11 protein-coding genes are annotated in these 15,425 nt (G+C 59.9%); all 11 read right to left on the bottom strand.

The window, feature by feature from the left end; genetic code table 11:
- Positions 1–3: 3 nt before the first annotated feature.
- On the bottom strand, positions 4–1,680 hold the full coding sequence (locus ACI1P1_RS21530) for a glycosyltransferase family 4 protein (RefSeq protein WP_416218505.1): 1,677 nt from the start codon (positions 1,678–1,680) through the stop codon (positions 4–6).
- Positions 1,681–2,011: 331 nt separating this feature from the next.
- A complete protein-coding gene (locus tag ACI1P1_RS21525) occupies positions 2,012–2,257 on the bottom strand; it encodes a hypothetical protein (protein WP_416218504.1) in 246 nt (81 codons plus the stop codon).
- A 176-nt stretch (positions 2,258–2,433) separates the two neighbouring features.
- Positions 2,434–2,868, bottom strand: coding sequence for a hypothetical protein (locus ACI1P1_RS21520; RefSeq protein WP_416218503.1), 435 nt, complete (start codon positions 2,866–2,868; stop codon positions 2,434–2,436).
- A 97-nt stretch (positions 2,869–2,965) separates the two neighbouring features.
- Positions 2,966–4,084 carry a CgeB family protein gene (locus ACI1P1_RS21515; protein ID WP_416218502.1) on the bottom strand — a complete coding sequence of 373 codons (1,119 nt, stop codon included), beginning with the start codon at positions 4,082–4,084 and terminating at the stop codon, positions 2,966–2,968.
- Positions 4,085–4,102: 18 nt separating this feature from the next.
- Positions 4,103–4,945 carry an SDR family oxidoreductase gene (locus ACI1P1_RS21510; RefSeq protein WP_416218501.1) on the bottom strand — a complete coding sequence of 281 codons (843 nt, stop codon included), beginning with the start codon at positions 4,943–4,945 and terminating at the stop codon, positions 4,103–4,105.
- Between the two features lie 21 nt (positions 4,946–4,966).
- A complete protein-coding gene (locus ACI1P1_RS21505; protein ID WP_416218500.1) occupies positions 4,967–6,166 on the bottom strand; it encodes a CgeB family protein in 1,200 nt (399 codons plus the stop codon).
- A gap of 90 nt (positions 6,167–6,256) precedes the next feature.
- On the bottom strand, positions 6,257–6,985 hold the full coding sequence (locus ACI1P1_RS21500; RefSeq protein WP_416218499.1) for a sugar phosphate nucleotidyltransferase: 729 nt from the start codon (positions 6,983–6,985) through the stop codon (positions 6,257–6,259).
- Between the two features lie 23 nt (positions 6,986–7,008).
- Positions 7,009–7,746, bottom strand: coding sequence for a glycosyltransferase family 2 protein (locus ACI1P1_RS21495; protein WP_416218498.1), 738 nt, complete (start codon positions 7,744–7,746; stop codon positions 7,009–7,011).
- Positions 7,737–8,933, bottom strand: coding sequence for a glycosyltransferase (locus ACI1P1_RS21490; protein ID WP_416218497.1), 1,197 nt, complete (start codon positions 8,931–8,933; stop codon positions 7,737–7,739). The genes ACI1P1_RS21495 and ACI1P1_RS21490 overlap by 10 nt, the downstream gene beginning before the upstream one ends.
- On the bottom strand, positions 8,930–9,781 hold the full coding sequence (locus ACI1P1_RS21485) for a glycosyltransferase family 2 protein (RefSeq protein ID WP_416218496.1): 852 nt from the start codon (positions 9,779–9,781) through the stop codon (positions 8,930–8,932). The genes ACI1P1_RS21490 and ACI1P1_RS21485 overlap by 4 nt, the downstream gene beginning before the upstream one ends.
- A 670-nt stretch (positions 9,782–10,451) precedes the next feature.
- Positions 10,452–15,395, bottom strand: a complete 4,944-nt coding sequence (locus tag ACI1P1_RS21480; protein WP_416218495.1) for a WIAG-tail domain — start codon at positions 15,393–15,395, stop codon at positions 10,452–10,454.
- Between the last annotated feature and the right edge of the window lie 30 nt (positions 15,396–15,425).

Raw genomic sequence — 15,425 nt, 5'->3', positions numbered from 1 at the left:
CGATCACCCGCTTTTTTTGATTTTCCTCCGTTTGCCGTGGCCGTTGCTCCGTCTGGAGACCGCAGCGCTCCTTCCCTTGCGCCCGGCGGCTTTGGGGGAGACCCGCTTGCCTTTGGGCGGAGCGGACCTTTTCTTCCGGGCCAGGAGCCGCTGCCCCTTGCCCTTCCAGGTCTTCAGCGTGCGGCGGCGCCCCCTGAACCGGCGGGAGCCGGCCTTAGCCTTACGCCCACCCCGGCGGGCAGTCCGTCTCCCAAGCAAGGGCTGGCCCGTGCCCAGAACACCGCCCATGGGAATCCGGCCCATATAGCCGTCATCCAGGGTAAGCACCTCGTCAAACCGGAAGCCCTTGGCACGGAACACGGACTCTTCGGAGAAGAGATACCGGCAGCCATACTCCAGCAAATAAACGGCGGGGGCTGAGCCCTTCAGCAGCAGGGCAGGCTTCTGCAAAAGCGCTTCTTGGGGCAGCGGACGGGGACCCAGTGCCGGAAGCGTGCCGGCGGCCTCCTGCAGCCAATCTCCCAGTCTCAGCCGGTAGGAATCGATCCCGAAGGCCTTCTCCACCGCAATGCTGTTGCGGGCACCCCAGCTTTGGATAAAGGCGCCTTTGACCAGAAGAGAGCCTACGGTGTCGACTAAACCCCGGATACTGCCCTTCTCCACCAGATAACTGCCGTTGCCAGTCAGCGTCATGATTTCACCCAGCCCGCCGGAGTTGTACGTCACCACCATTTTGCTGAAGATCAGTCCCTCCAGCGCGGTCATGCCGAAGCCCTCTTCAATTAGGCTGGGGATAACTAGGATATCCATGGCCGGATAAATCTGCTGGACCTGCATTTCGAACGATTGGAAGTAAAACCGCCCCAGGAGCCCGGACAGCCGAATCTGCTCCAGGCATTTGGCGTAATAGCCCACATCTGTCATTTTGCCTGCTACCATAAACCGGAGATCGGGGTAAGCTGCCCCCAAATCAATGGCCATCTGGATAAAATGCTCCAGACCCTTGTTGGGATAAATATCGGAGGATACATATCCGATGACCCGGTGGGAGTCATTCCAGCCGATTTCCTCCCGTTTGACGCTGCGGTAGACGGGCCACAGCTCCCGCTCCAGCTCGTGGTCATTCCAGGAGGGGTACAAAATGCGGATTTTCTTCTCTCCCGGGGTTCCCCGGAAGGGCTGGAGTGAGGCATGGGATATTCCGATGATCCAATCCGAATACGCGTTGATGATTTCCGTCGAATAAGACGTGTAGCGGTTGCTTTGAATCTGCTCGGTCATCATCCAGCCTACGGGAATCCCCAAGGAGCGGGAAATCCAGGCAGGCATCAGATTGACACAGGTGTTGACAATGGCCAGGTCCGGGCGCCGTTCCAGCATGAGAGTCAGAAGCGACTGGACCGCATCTCCGTTATCCCGGATGAATCCCTCCAGCTCCTGGCGGAAATAAGGCCCGGGCGCATATACTTCGTAAAAGTTGGGATACGAAATCACGATGGTGGAGATGCCTCTTGCTCTTGCCTCCGCTGCAAGCAGCCCTTCGCTGGGTACAACCAGCGTGCAGTCATGGCTGCCCCGGAGCTCGGTGGCAAAAAACAGCAGAAGCTTCTCCGCTCCGGTAATATGCGTGTCTGAGCAAATGTGGGAAAACAACATGATGTTCAACCGGATGGCGGTCATGTTTGGCGTATCACCTCCTAAGAGTTTTGCAGGCCGGGGAAGACCGGTAATCCGGCCTCCACCGGCCGCAGCCCCTTCGACGAACAGACCCCATCGGCGTTTGGCGGGTGTTCTGCGAATAGTACAATATATTAGGGAGACAACCTACTGGGCACGACAGTTGACCCTCCGGCATTCGTACAAATTTTGGAATGGCCGGTTTTGTCCAAAATGGGGAAGCCGGATTTTCCCATAAAAAGGCGGCGAAACGGGAATAGGGAAGGCCGCTTCCATTATTCCTTGCTTCGCCGCCCCAGGAAGGCGGTCTGACAATGGGCGGACCGGCCCCGCTTCACTGTGCCAGGAAGTTCTGCCCATCCTGCATGCCCTGGGCGAAGCCCTGGTTAAAGCCGGTATCATACCCGTTGTTGAAGGCCGCGAGCGCCTGGCGGGACATCCCGCCCGGTTGGCGCCTTTTGGCCGCTTTTCCAGCACGCGGAGCCTTGGCGGCCGATTTGCTCCGTTTGGTTCTCCTCTTCGCGGCAAGAGGCTTTTTCGGTCTGGCGCCGAGACCCTGTTTGTGGCGTTTGGCTTTCATGCGTCTACCTCCAGGTATAGGACTGCCGGGCCCGAAGGACCGCCAGCGCATAACCATTATTCGATGCGTACTTTATCCTATGCCCGAAGGGACAGCAATCCCTCCGCTTACGCCCTTTGTTCCAACAAAAAAAAGCCCCGCCCGGGATAACCCGTTGGCGGGACCTCTGCCATACATTAGTCGGAATAAGCTTCGGCATTGAAGCTCTCCGGCCCGACTCTGGTGGGGAATACTTCCAGAAGTCCAGGGGCGCTTACAAATGCCTGATAGACGATAAAGCCGTCGTTAGGCGGATTGTAATCGATACCGTTGGCGGTAACAACAGTTTGCGACAATACGAGTGTACCAACCGGAAGGTTCTCCGTCACAGAGAAGATTAAGGTAGATACACCGCCTACTACCCGGAAAATGTCAATAGTAACAGGCGTCAGGACTGCAACCAATGCAGCTGCAGTCACTGTAGCGGTAAAATGCACCCTAAGGTTTGTGCCTGCCCCGCTGACATTCAAGCCCAATGTGCCGAACAATGCCGGCGTAGCGCTGAGCGGAATTGCGATGGCGTTAGCGGTGCTGGCGTTTTGCGATACCTGTTGATCTAACAGAATGGCCATAGTTCCACCTCCTTCCCTATTACTTCTACAACATATGCAGGGTGAATTGGAAGGAATGGATTTTTATCCACATGGCTGGAAAAAGGCGCTTGGTCTCCTATATGGATTCTCCCGGGAATACGGTATTCAGCAGTTGGAAGAGTCTGGACCGGAAGGAATGGTCCCGAAGGGTGCGGTGTAACCCGCGGACGGCAACCCGGTTGCGCTCCGCCTCGTTATGGAGATAGTAATCGGCCAGATTCACAAATTCGGCGGCAGAAGCATAAGGGACGATTTCCTGGCCGGGAGTATAGTACAGGGCCAGATCCTCCCTGATATCCGTCAGTTGAAGCGCCCCGCAGGCGGCGATTTCGTAAGTGCGGGGATTGATGGAGCGGCCTTCGATATTCCTCGCATTTTTGCTGTAGACGGGGTCCACGGCCCCCCTGTGCATGTTGATCACCAGCTTGGCTCCGTTGTAGAACTTGACGGTTTCATCCACCGGCGTCCATGACAGCCGTATGCTCTCCGCCAGCTTTTCATAGCCGGCCAGGCGTTCCCATAAAGCTCCGATGATCACAATCCTGTGCCGGGTCAAAAAGGGGGTGATTTCATTGAAAAAACCGATCCGGTTGGGAAAGCCGTTGCCGATGAAGCAGATATCGCTATGGTATCGGTTCTCCACCGCCATGGGGCGGTAGATGGCGGTGGAGGCGGCCAAGGGCAAATAATGGGTCCGGGGATTACCGGCTTGACGGTAGAGCTCCACGCAGCTGAGCTCATGGGTAAATACATAATCGTATTGGACGGCCACCGAAGGGGTCCAATCCGTAAAATAGGGATCGTCTGCAAACCAAACCGCCGTCCGGATGCCTTGGGCGCGGATCTGGGCGACCATCTCCAGATGATTCTCGGGGAACACATGAAGACCGTTCATGACCAGCACCAGGTCGGGACGGAGCTCGGAGGCCAGGCGGTACAGATCCCCGGGATTGCCTGTATACGGCTCGCTGACCAAGGCGGACAGCGCCTCCTCCACTCCCCGGTCAATGGCTTCGAATCCTTGCCGGATGTACAGCACCCGCAGAGGCAAAACCGGGTAGACCGGCGGACTGACGCTCTGCAGGACGGTTTGGCAGCATCCGGTCCGGTAACCGTGGGACCGCCCGGCGGCATAACCGGTTTCATAGCTCAAGGCGGATTGCCTGGATTTCCGCCGCCCGTTTCGTATGCTCATGTGGATCCCCCGCTTCCATCAGATGTACCGGGACGGATGGGCCCTCATCCAATCCCGCATCTCGGCAAGCATGGTCCGGTACTCCGGAACCAGAAGGGCAGCCTCTGTTCTGGTGCAGCGGAGCGTCCGGTCCTGGCGGAAGTGGTCGTCGGGCACAATAACCGCATCGGTTTTGCCGAACATGTCTTGGAACAAACCCAACAGCTCGTATTTGCTGACCTTCTGGGGGGCGGTGAGATGGACCAGCCCGGAGGTGCCGGCGGCGAGCATCTGCTCTACGGATTTAGCCAGCTGCAGCGTCGTCACCCCGTTCCAATAGACCTGGGTAAACCCTTTGACCTCGCCCTGCTGCGACATAAACCAGTCGAACAAGCCGATCCGGGTGCTGCGGATTTCCGGTCCGACAATGGAGGTCCGGACTGTCAAATGCGGAGGATGGCGGACCTCGCCCATGGCTTTGCTGATGGCATAAACGGTGCTTCCGTCCGGCAGGTCAAACTCCGTATAGTCCCCCTGCTCCCCGGAAAACACACAATCCGTGCTGATATGCACCAGCTTCCCTGCCCACTCCTCCAGCTTCCGCCGGAGCAGATGGGGCAACAGGCCGTTCACCTGGTAGGCCAGCCTTTCATGCTCTTCCGCGTCCCGGTTCAGGATGCCTACGGCGTTCATCACCACATCGGGACGCAGCTGGTCCAACAGTGCCAAAACCTGCCCCTCGTCCCCGGCATCCAGGTACAGAGCATGGGGATCCTTCCTGTCGCGGGAGGTATAGGTAACCTCCCACCCCTCTTTGCTGCGGAAATAATCCACCAGCATATGGCCCGCCATACCGTTGCCGCCCAAAATGCACAGCTTCATCACGATCACCACCTCGTGTCTTTATGGAGTTTCGTCTGCAAACACACTGCTCAATAGCGATTGAATCCGTTTGTGGTACGTATGGTCGGCTAATGTCCGCCGCAGCCCGCGCAGGGCAATCTCCCGCCGCTCATCCTCGTGGTTGAGGTAATGCCGGATTTTCTCCATACAATCCTCGGGGGAAGCGAAGGTGACCACTTCCTCGCCAGGCTTATAATAGTTCAGCAGATCGCTACGTTCGTCGGTCATCTGGAATGCGCCGCTGGCGGCAATCTCGAAGGTCCGCGGGTTTACCGAAAGGGCCGGAATTTTGCGGACATTGCAATTGTAGGACTCGTCATCATAGGCTCTGTGTACATTCAGCACAATGCGGGAGCCGTAATAAAACTTGGCTGTTTCCTCAGGGGTAAGCCATACGCCGGACTGGATCCGGGGACCCAGCCGTGTGAAGGCGGGCAGGCGCTCCCACCACCATCCGGAGATCATGGAGTTGCAGCTCTCCAATGCCGGCAGAATTCTGCTGACGAAGGAAACCCGATTCCAATAGGCGGAGCCGATAAAGCTAACATCCCGGCGGTAGGTGGTTTCAACAGGCTGCGGCCGGAACACACCCGGATTGGCCCCCAAGGGCAAATAATGGACCCGGGGGCAGCCGATGGATTGGTAAAAGGGTACGCAGTTCAGCTCCAGAGTGAACACATCGTCGTAATGCACCGCAATCTTCTCCGTCACATCCACGTAGTACGGATCGTCAGTGAACCAGACCGCCGTCCGGACCCCCCGCATCCGCAGCGCATCCACCACCTGCACCGGCAGCTCCATTCCCTCCAGAACCAGCACCAGCTCCGGTCTCATCTGATCCACCAGCTCCAGAATAGGCCCGAATGGTGATACGGCAATGCACTCTCTGGCATTGGCTTGCAGGGCCTCATATACCGCCTGATCAATGGGAGAATAAGGGACGCCCTTGCCGGACATAACGAACAACACCCGGATATCCCATACGTTCGTCACCTGGGGAGGCGCCTGAATCAAAACCGAATTGCTCCTTCCCCAGCTGTAGCCGTAGTCGAAGCCCAGCCGGAAGCCGGCCGCCCGTTTCTCCTCCAGTGCAACAGCTGATGTCGTTACCGCTGCCGGGGAGCCTGCAGGCACAGGGCTCCGTCTGGTTTTCCGGACAGGCAACCGCCGCCGGACCTGCCGCTTCAATGACCGCTTCATGGCCATATCCCTCCATTCCTTGGTAAATGTCCGCGCATGCTAACCTGAAATAACAGGGTTCCTGCCGCAGCAAAAGCGGCTACTTCCGTGTTATTTTCCCGCACCGCCGGTGCTTGTGACCAGCCCGTTGACCGCAGCAAGCGATTCGAAGGTTCCCGCATCCATCCACCAGCCCTCCAGAATATGATGGGAGAGCGTCCCCCGGGCCGCGTACACATTGTTCACATCGGTGATTTCCAGCTCACCCCGTTTGGAGGGATGAATGGACCGGATGATCTCGAAAACGGCGTCGTCATAAAAATAAATCCCGGTTACGCTGTATTGGGACGGCGGATGCTCGGGCTTTTCTTCGATCCGGCTGATGCGGCCGTTTGTCAGATGGGGGACTCCGTAGCGCCTGGGGTCCTCTACCTCCTTCAACAGCACCGCCGCCTGGCCGGACTTGCCCCGGAAGGCGCGTATAAAGGGCGACAGGGAAGCCTCGAAGAGATTGTCGCCCAGAATCACCACGAAGGATTCCCCCGGACGGACGAAGGATTCCACCAGACCCAATGCCTGGGCGATTCCCCCTGCGTCATCCTGGATGCAATAATGGAGTGCAACTCCCCATTCGGAGCCGCTCCCCAGCAATTCCGCAAATTGTCCGGCGCTCCCTTTGCCCGTGACAATGCATATGCTTGTGATGCCGGCTTCCTTCAGCTTGTTGATCCCGTGCATAATCATGGGCAGCTGCCCGACGGGAAGCAGGTGCTTGTTAATAACCCGCGTCAGCGGATAAAGGCGCGTGCCTTTGCCGCCCGCAAGAATAACTCCCTTCACCGGCCTTCTCCTCCTTCAGGTGCTCATATATATTGGCGGGGATCAATCCCCCATTTATCCATAAATTTGCGGTAGTTGGTTTCAATCAGCGATATGAGCGCTGCGTTATCCTGCTTCCGGAAGCTGGCGCTTCCGTGGTGGTGCACGAAAGTATCCCCGGCCATCATCAGCCGGAAGCCTGCCAGCCTGATCCGGTAGCAGTAATCGTCATCCTCGTAATGCCCCGGCGAAAACCGTTCATCCAGATAGCCGATCCGCTCCATGACCTCCCGCTTGAACAGCAGGCAGAAGCCCACCAGCCGTTCGAGAGGAATACGCCGGGAGAGGTCCGGAGTGTTGCGCAGGGAGGACCAGGCATGAAACTCCTCCATCGTGTTATAGGGCGCAGCATCCTGCTGGCGGCCGCTGACGTAATTGGAGCAGGGGCCGGCGGCGCCGATATCCGGGCTTGCGTCCAGGCAGTCCAGCATATTGTCCAGCCAGCGGTGGGTCACCACCACATCGTTGTTCAGAAGCAGAAGCGCATCTCCCATCGCTATTTTCAAGCCGGCATTGCAGGCAGCGGGAAAGCCGGCATTGTCCGGATAGGAAACAAAGGCCAGCTTCTCCCTCACACAATAGTCCAGCGTTCCGTCGGTGGAGCCGTTGTCCACAACAATGATTTCATACGGTGTGGACGTATAAGCACGGATGGCCTCCACACAGGGAACCAGAAGCTCCAGCCCGTTGCGGGTTGGAATGACGATGCTGGTCATTCGCATGTGGCTGCCCCCTTCGCCGCTTCCCGCTTGCGCAGACGGTCCGGATACCGGGAGCGCGGCCCGGTGGCGCGGAGATGCTCGTGCAACGCCTCCAGCCGGTCCCCCATCAGCACCTCAGGCCCGGCGCCGAAGGGATACAGCTCCTGCCGGATGCCGGCCCTTCTGAACGGAGAGGTGGGCAAGGGCACTACAGCGGCTCGCAGCCCTTGGAGAAGAGCTGCGGTTTGTGCCACGGGCGGCACAGCCAGGCTGGCTGCTCCCAGCCGGTCAAGTGCTCTCCGGGAGAGGGCATGGGGACAATGCTCCAGTGAAGCGGTCCCCAGATCCCGCCGTCCCTGGGTCAAATTCATGAATTCCTTCAGCATGGCAGCCGGATCGCGGCCTCCGAAGGGCCCCTGCTGGCCGGGCATGGCCGATACCGCCAGATCATTGCCTTTGGCAATGGAGGCGATGAAGGGCAGGAGCTGTTCTGCTTGGACCGGGTCATGCTCCTCCAGGAACATCACAATATCCGATGCGGCGAATCTGGCGCCCGCCGCCCTGCCGGCCCCATAGCCCAAGGGCTCGGGATAATGGACCAGCACGGGACCGGCGGGGTGCTCCCGGATGAGCCGTCTTTTTTCATCCGGCAGGCTGCCCGCCACAACAATGATTTCATCCAACGCCAGCCGGCCCAGCTGCTCCAGTACCGCACTTATGGACGGATGGCCGGAGGCCGCGTGAATCACGGCGGCAACGCTTCGTTCCGTCGGCAGCGGGAGCTTCCGGCCAACGGGCAGGCCGGAGGCCTTGGCATACCCCAGCATAAAGCTGCGGGCTTGCTGGAGGTATGCTTTTCCCGGCCCGCTGCGGGACCGGCCGTTCCACCAGCGGGCCCAAGCCCGGCTGGCCGCCGCAGCCTGTTTTCCGGCGGCGTGGAGGCCCCGGACAGCGGAGCGGCCGGCGGCAGCTCCTGCCGCCCGGGCGCCCAGTCGCCGAGACTTAGCCGGAAGGCGGCGGGCCTTGCCCCGGGCTCCGGCGGAGGGTTGGGGCCGGCGCCCACGGGCACGTCCCGCTTTGGCACGGGGTTTGCCGCCGGCAGCGGATATGCGCACCGGGCGGCTGTCTCCGGCGGAGCCTGGAGCGGCTGTCTTCTCCCGGGTTAATGCAGAGGGGAGTGCAGGAATTATAGGGATTACAGGTTTCACCGGATCACATCCCTTCGTTTGGGCGGGTCGGGAAACCGGCCACGGGGACCATTCTGCTCCAGCAGCCACCCGATGGCCTCCAGATGGTCACCCAGAATCAGATGCTCCAGCGGGTCCTGCCCGTTTTTCCGCCTTCTCCGCCTTGCAGGATTGGTGCTGCCTACCTCCACATAACAGGCCGGTACCAGCTTCAAGCCCGAAACGGCGCCGATGGCCTGGGCCAAGGGAGGAACCGCCAGATGTTCAAAACCGATCCGCTTGGCTGCTTCCCGGCTCATGGCATGCGGAATAGCGGTCAGCGACATTCCTTTGAGCTCAGGTTTATCCAGCACAGCGTTCAGTGCGTATTTGGCCAGCACCACACTGTGCACCTGCATTCGTTCCACAGCCCCGGAATAGGTGTTCAAGGCAATATCCGCCCCATTTTCAACCGCCGTCACAAAGCTACGCAGCTGGCTGCCCGGAATGACAATATCCCCGTCTGTAAATACAAGAATCTCGCCCTTGGCATGAAGAGCGCCGATGCTTCTGCCCACATCATGGCCCAGCGGCTCCGGAAAAAAGAGCACACGCGCTCCGGCCGCCTCCGCCAATTGGCGGGTGCCGTCGGTGGAGCCGTTGGACACCACAATGACCTCGGCTTCCGGATGTACGCTTCTTGCCGCCCGGATCACCGCCTGAATGGACCTTCGTTCGTTCATGACGGGTATAATCACGGAAACCTTAGGCTGGTCGGCGTTTTGGATAGGCAGCGGCCGCCCCCCTGCCGGGACGTCCAAAGCGGCGGTTTTCCGCCGGAACGGAGCTTTTCCTTTTCGGGTTCGCTTAACTTGGACCAAATATGCCACCTCCGAATGTCCTTGGTTTCATCCTATAGTATGTAACCGGGAAAAGAGTGTAACGGCTCTTGCACACTGCGGGCGCGGGCGGGCGTAGGCAAAACCGGGACACCTGCCTTCTCCGCTGCAGCAATCGGGCTTCCGCAGCTGCCTTGGGACATGTTCAACAAACCTATACAAGTTTCCAGGGGGATCGCCGGGACAAGGAGCTATGGAGCGCAACGGCGGACTCGACTCTGGCCGATCGGATGATGCGGATGGGGAGGCGAGTGTAAAGAGTATGGGGTGCAGGAGTGAAAACCTGGGTTAGTGGAACGGCAGACGCGGGATCGAAGCTGAGAGAATAGGCGGCGCGGGTTTCCAGTAACCTTCAAAATTCTAACGGCGGTGAGCGCCGTTATTCCTGCTTAAAAGCCTGTCCCAAAAATCTAACTTAAGCCACGGCCGCTATTCGCCTCGATTCGGGCCCCAAACCGGCCGAAAGGACCAAATAGCGGCTCTGGCCGCCGTTAGAATTAAAAAGGTGGATAATTTGGCAAAATAGCGTCTTTAGCCGCCGTTAGAAATAAGCAAGTGCGCTCGCGTGCCTAACCCCTTCGCCGGAAGGAAACAGAACTGCCCTGCACGGATGAATATCCGTACAGAAGCAGTCCTGTTTTTCAATGCCCACGAAGATGGCTTAACTCATGGAAGTAGCAATCCAACTGACTGCGCCGGATATATCGCCGCTGATTTTGGTCCGTACCAGCTCGACGATGGCCCGGTCAGGATGAAGCTCCTTCAACACGGCGTAGCAGGCCGGATGATTAGTCATGGCTACCAAAACGTAGCTGGTGTCGGGATAAGGAAGGCCCAGCGTAATCTCCAGTTGGCAGATTTCCTGCATTGCCGGAAACCGGAAGGAGAATGCGCCGCATTGCGGTCCTACGGTAACCTGCTGCAATTTCTTGCGCAGGGAAGGCGCCAGATGCTCCTCGCTTACGGCTTCTTTGGCCAGCTTGGCGCTGTCTACTGCTCCGTCTGCCAGCTTGCTGCCTTCTACCGCTCCGTCCGCCAGCTTGCTGCCGCCTACCGCTCCATCCGCCAGCTTGCTGCCGACTACCGCTCCGTCCGCCAGCTTGCCGCCTTCTACCGCTCCGTCTGCCAGCTTGCTGCCGACTACCGCTCCGTCCGCCAGCTTGCTGCCGTCTACCGCTCCATCTGCTAGCTTGGCGCTGTCTACCGCTCCGTCTGCCAGCTTGCTGCCGACTACCGCTCCGTCCGCCAGCTTGCTGCCGTCTACCGCTCCATCTGCTAGCTTGGCGCTGTCTACCGCTCCGTCTGCCAGCTTGGCGCCGCCTACCGCTCCGTCCGCCAGCTTGCCGCCGTCTACCGCTCCATCTGCCAGCTTGGCGCTGTCTACCGCTCCGTCTGCCAGCTTGGCGCCGCCTACCGCTCCGTCCGCCAGCTTGCTGCCGCCTACCGCTCCGTCCGCCAGCTTGCTTCCGGCTACCGCTCCGTCCGTTAGCTTGCTGCCGTCCACTGCTCCGTCTGCCAGCTTGGCGCTGTCTACCGCTCCATCCGCCAGCTTGCTGCCGTCCACTGCTCCGTCTGCCAGCTTGGCGCTGTCTACCGCTCCATCCGCCAGCTTGCTGCCGTCTACCGCTCCGTCCGCCAGCTTGCTGCCGTCTACCGCTCCGTCCGCCAGCTTGGCGCCGTCTACCGCTCCGTCTGCCAGCTTGCTGCCTTCTACCGCTCCGTCCGCCAGCTTGCTGCCGACTATCGCACCATCCGCCAGCTTGGCGCCGTCTACCGCTCCGTCTGCCAGCTTGCTGCCGTCTACCGCTCCGTCCGCCAGCTTGCTGCCGACTATCGCACCATCCGCCAGCTTGGCGCCGCCTACCGCTCCGTCTGCCAGCTTGCTGCCGTCTACCGCTCCATCTGCCAGCTTGGCGCTGTCTACCGCTCCGTCTGCCAGCTTACCGCTGTCTACCGCTCCGTCCGCCAGCTTGCTGCCGTCTACCGCTCCGTCGGCAATTCCTGTGCTATCGATTATGGCTTGAAGGGTGTTGCCTGCCTCTTCCACCCATGTATAAGCCTGCTTCAGCATGCCCGAAACCTCCGCAGACAAATGCCGCATGCCGATGATGCCGTCACGCAGATGGCGGCTGCCGATGGTTTCCTCAGCCAGGTGCACCCCGTGCACAGCCCCTTCCGACAGCTTCGCCGCCGTTATGGCGCCATCCTGCAAATGCTCCTCCTGCACGGCAAGGGTGCTGATATGCTCCGAAAAAATGGCATCATTGTCGATATGCTCGCTGCGGATAGAGGCAAGAGCCACCTTTTCCGACGTGATGCACTCATTGCCCAAGTGTTCGCTGCCTACCACAAGGTTGACGATATTGGCCGCATCCAGCTCTACCGCACCCAGATGTTCCGTGGTGATGCTGCCGGGCTGAAGATGCCGCCCTGCCACGCTCCCCGGAAGCAGATGGCGGGAGGTTACAGCGCCGTCTCCCAAATGAATTCCGCCGACAGCCCCTGCCGACAGCTTCGCGGCATTCACCGCTCCATCCTGCAGATGCCCTTCTTGGATGACCCGGGCGCCGATATGCTCCGCACTGATGGCACCTGCCCGGATATGACCGCTGTAGATCGAATCCGCAGCCAGCTTCTCCCCTGTCACACTTCCGTTGCCCAACTGCTCTGTGCCGGCCACAAGATTCACAATATTGGCCGCATCCAGCTGCACATTCCCCAGATGGGCCGTCGTGATGCTGGCCGGCTTCAGGTGCTCGCCGCCCACACTGCCGGGCAGAAGATGCCGGGAGGCAATGGAGCCGTCACGTACATGACGGCCGCTAACCGAACTCTCGGCCAAATGAGTGCCGTCGATAGTCCCTTCCGTCAGGTGGCTGCCGGTGACTGTTTTCTCCGCCAGCTTCGCTCCGGTAACCGTCCCATCCTGCAGATGCTCCGTAAGCACGGATTCGGGGCCGATATGCCCGGCAAGAATGGATTTCTCCTGGATATGGCCGCTGTGAACGGAATCCAGAAGCAGCTTCTCCGAGGTGACGCTGCCGTTGACCAGCTCCTCTGCTCCTACCTGCAGATTGACGATACTGCCCGCATCCAGCTCCACTGCACCCAGATGCGCGGTGGTAATGCTGCCCGGCAGAATATTCAGCCCGCTTACGCTGCCGGGGGCGAGATGCCGTGCGGCCACAGCACCGTCGCGGAGGTGGCGTCCCTCTACGGAATGGGCGGCCAGCTTGCCGTCGGTGACTGTGCCGTCCGCCAGGTGAAGCCCTTGGACACTGGAGGGCGCCAGAATGGAAGCGTCGATAAAGCCCGCTCCAAAATGCTCCTGCTTCAGAATCCCCTTCTCCAAATGGCTGGCGCCAATGGAGCTGGGCTGGAGATGGAAGCCATGAACCGCGCCGGGCTTCATGTGTTTGCTGGCTACAGCCTCCACTGCCAGCTTGTCGCCGGTGACTGCACCGGAGGCCAGCTTGTCGGTGGTCACAGCCCGGTTATGGAGATGGGCTTCCCCGATAGAATCCGGTGCGATCTGATTAGGACCTACGCCGCCGTCCGCCAGATGTTTTCCCTGCAGACTGCCCTGGATCACCTGCTCCCCGCCTACAGAGGAAGGAGCCAGATGACGGAAGCCTATGGTCCCGTCCGCCAGGTGACGGGAGGTGACAGAGGCCGCGCGGAGCTTGGCGCCGTATACGGATTCATCAGCCAGCTTGTCGTTGGTAACGGCATCCTGCTCCAGGTGGTAGCCGTGCACGGCACCCTTGGTAATGTGATAGCCTCTTACCGTTTCCTGCTTCAAATGATCGCTGCCGATAATATCCACCGCCAGCTTATCTTCCGTTACACTGCCCTTCACCAGCTTGTGACTTGTGACGGAGTTGGCTGCCAAGGCCTGCTCGCCTACGGAGCCGGCTTGAATCTGCTCGGCGCCTACGGAGTCCGCCGCCAGCTTATCGGCGGTCACGGAGCCTTTGGCCAGGGCCGATGCCGTTACACTGTCCGCCGCCAGTTTATCTGCCGTCACCGCGCCGCTGGCCAGATGTACGGTGCGGATTTCATCCGCGGCAATGTGGGCCCCGACGACGGAGTCCGCCGCCAGCTTCTCCCGGGTTACCGCTTCGTTGGCCAAAGCAGCTGCCCCTACGGCACCCGGAAGAATTTCCTCGGCGCCTACGGAGCCGATAGCCAGCTGGCCCAGGATCACGGCACGCTTACGGATAGCGGAGGTGCCTACGCTGCTTTCCGCCAGCTTCTCCGCCGTTACGGATCCGGCCTGCAGATGGGCGGTGCGGATTTCATCCGCTCCGATATGCGTCCCGCGGACCGCCTCAGCGGCCAGCTTCTCGCCGGTGACCGCCTCCTTTTGCAGGGCTCGGGTTGTGACCGATTGATCATCCAGATGCTCCTGGCCTACCGCCCCTTGGCGCAGTTGGGCAGGGCCAACCTCACCCTTCCCGATTTTTCCTTCGGTAACCGATCCATCCTCCAGGTGGCGGGACGTGACGGAGAACGGCTGCAGATGCCCGCTTTGCACCGAATCCGCCTTAAGATGACGGGTTTCCACACTGTCGGAACGCAGCTTTTCCGAGGTGACGGCCCCATCTGCCAGCTTCTCCTCCAACACGGAGCCATTCCCCAGCTTGGCGGAATTGACCGCTCCGTTCAGCAGCTGGGATGCCCCGATGGAAGCCACGGCAATATGATCCGGTCCGATGGATTGGCTGCGCAGATGCTCCGGCCCGACAATGCCCCCGGCCAGATGTTTGCCTTCGATTGCACCGTCCTCCACCTGCATGCCGCCGATGATTTTATCTGCCAGCTTCTCCCGGGTCACGCAGCCGTCCACCAGTTTGTCTGCGGTAATGCTGTATAATCCGATTTTGTTGGCCGTTACAGCCCCATCGCGGAGGTGCTCCTCCCCTACGGATTCATCCGCCAGCTTATTGGAGGTAACCGCCCCTATGGAAAGCTTCCCCTCCGTAACAGAGTAATCCTCCAGTTCCCTGGTCCCCACTGAGCCCGGAACAATTTTATCCGATGTGACGGAATGATCCGCCAGCTTGCTTCCGGTTACAGCCTGATCGGTAATGTCATCCGTATAAATGACGGGAGCCTGGGGAATTTCCACTTTCCGCTCCAAAAGCTTGCCTGCGTCGGCTTGCCGGGGTTTGGAGGGAGAGGCGGACACATTCCGGATGACGGCTTCCTTGGCAGAGCGGACCGGGCGTTCGGGTGCGATGGCCTTGTGGATGCTCACCGTCTCCTGGACAGCCGGGGTCTGCACCGGCGGAGCCGGGAGTTCGGGTGGCTGCTCCCGGATGTCTACTGTAGCAGTTGCGGGAGGCGTTGCAAGTGCAGCCGGCAGCGTTCCTTCCGGCACAACGAGCCTGGGCGCTTCCGGCACAGCCCGGGATGACGGCGCCGGTGCTGCTTCCGCATCATTTCCGGGAGCCCGTTCCGGCTGCTGCCGTCTGTCTCTAGTGATTCTGGCTTCCGCAGGTTGTTCATCCAGCCACCGCAACTCAGACTGGTGAGCGTTGATGATGGTGCCTTTACCCGCATCCTTGCGTTCCCTGCCGACGGGCAGTTTTTTAGGTTTCATGGGGCTCTTCCCTTCCATTTGTGCTATGGG

The sequence above is a fragment of the Paenibacillus mesotrionivorans genome (assembly GCF_046098205.1).
GTDB classification, from domain to species: Bacteria; Bacillota; Bacilli; order Paenibacillales; family NBRC-103111; genus Paenibacillus_AR; species Paenibacillus_AR mesotrionivorans.
The sequence above is the reverse complement of the archived record's forward strand: the minus strand, read 5'-3'. Positions and strand labels throughout refer to the sequence as shown.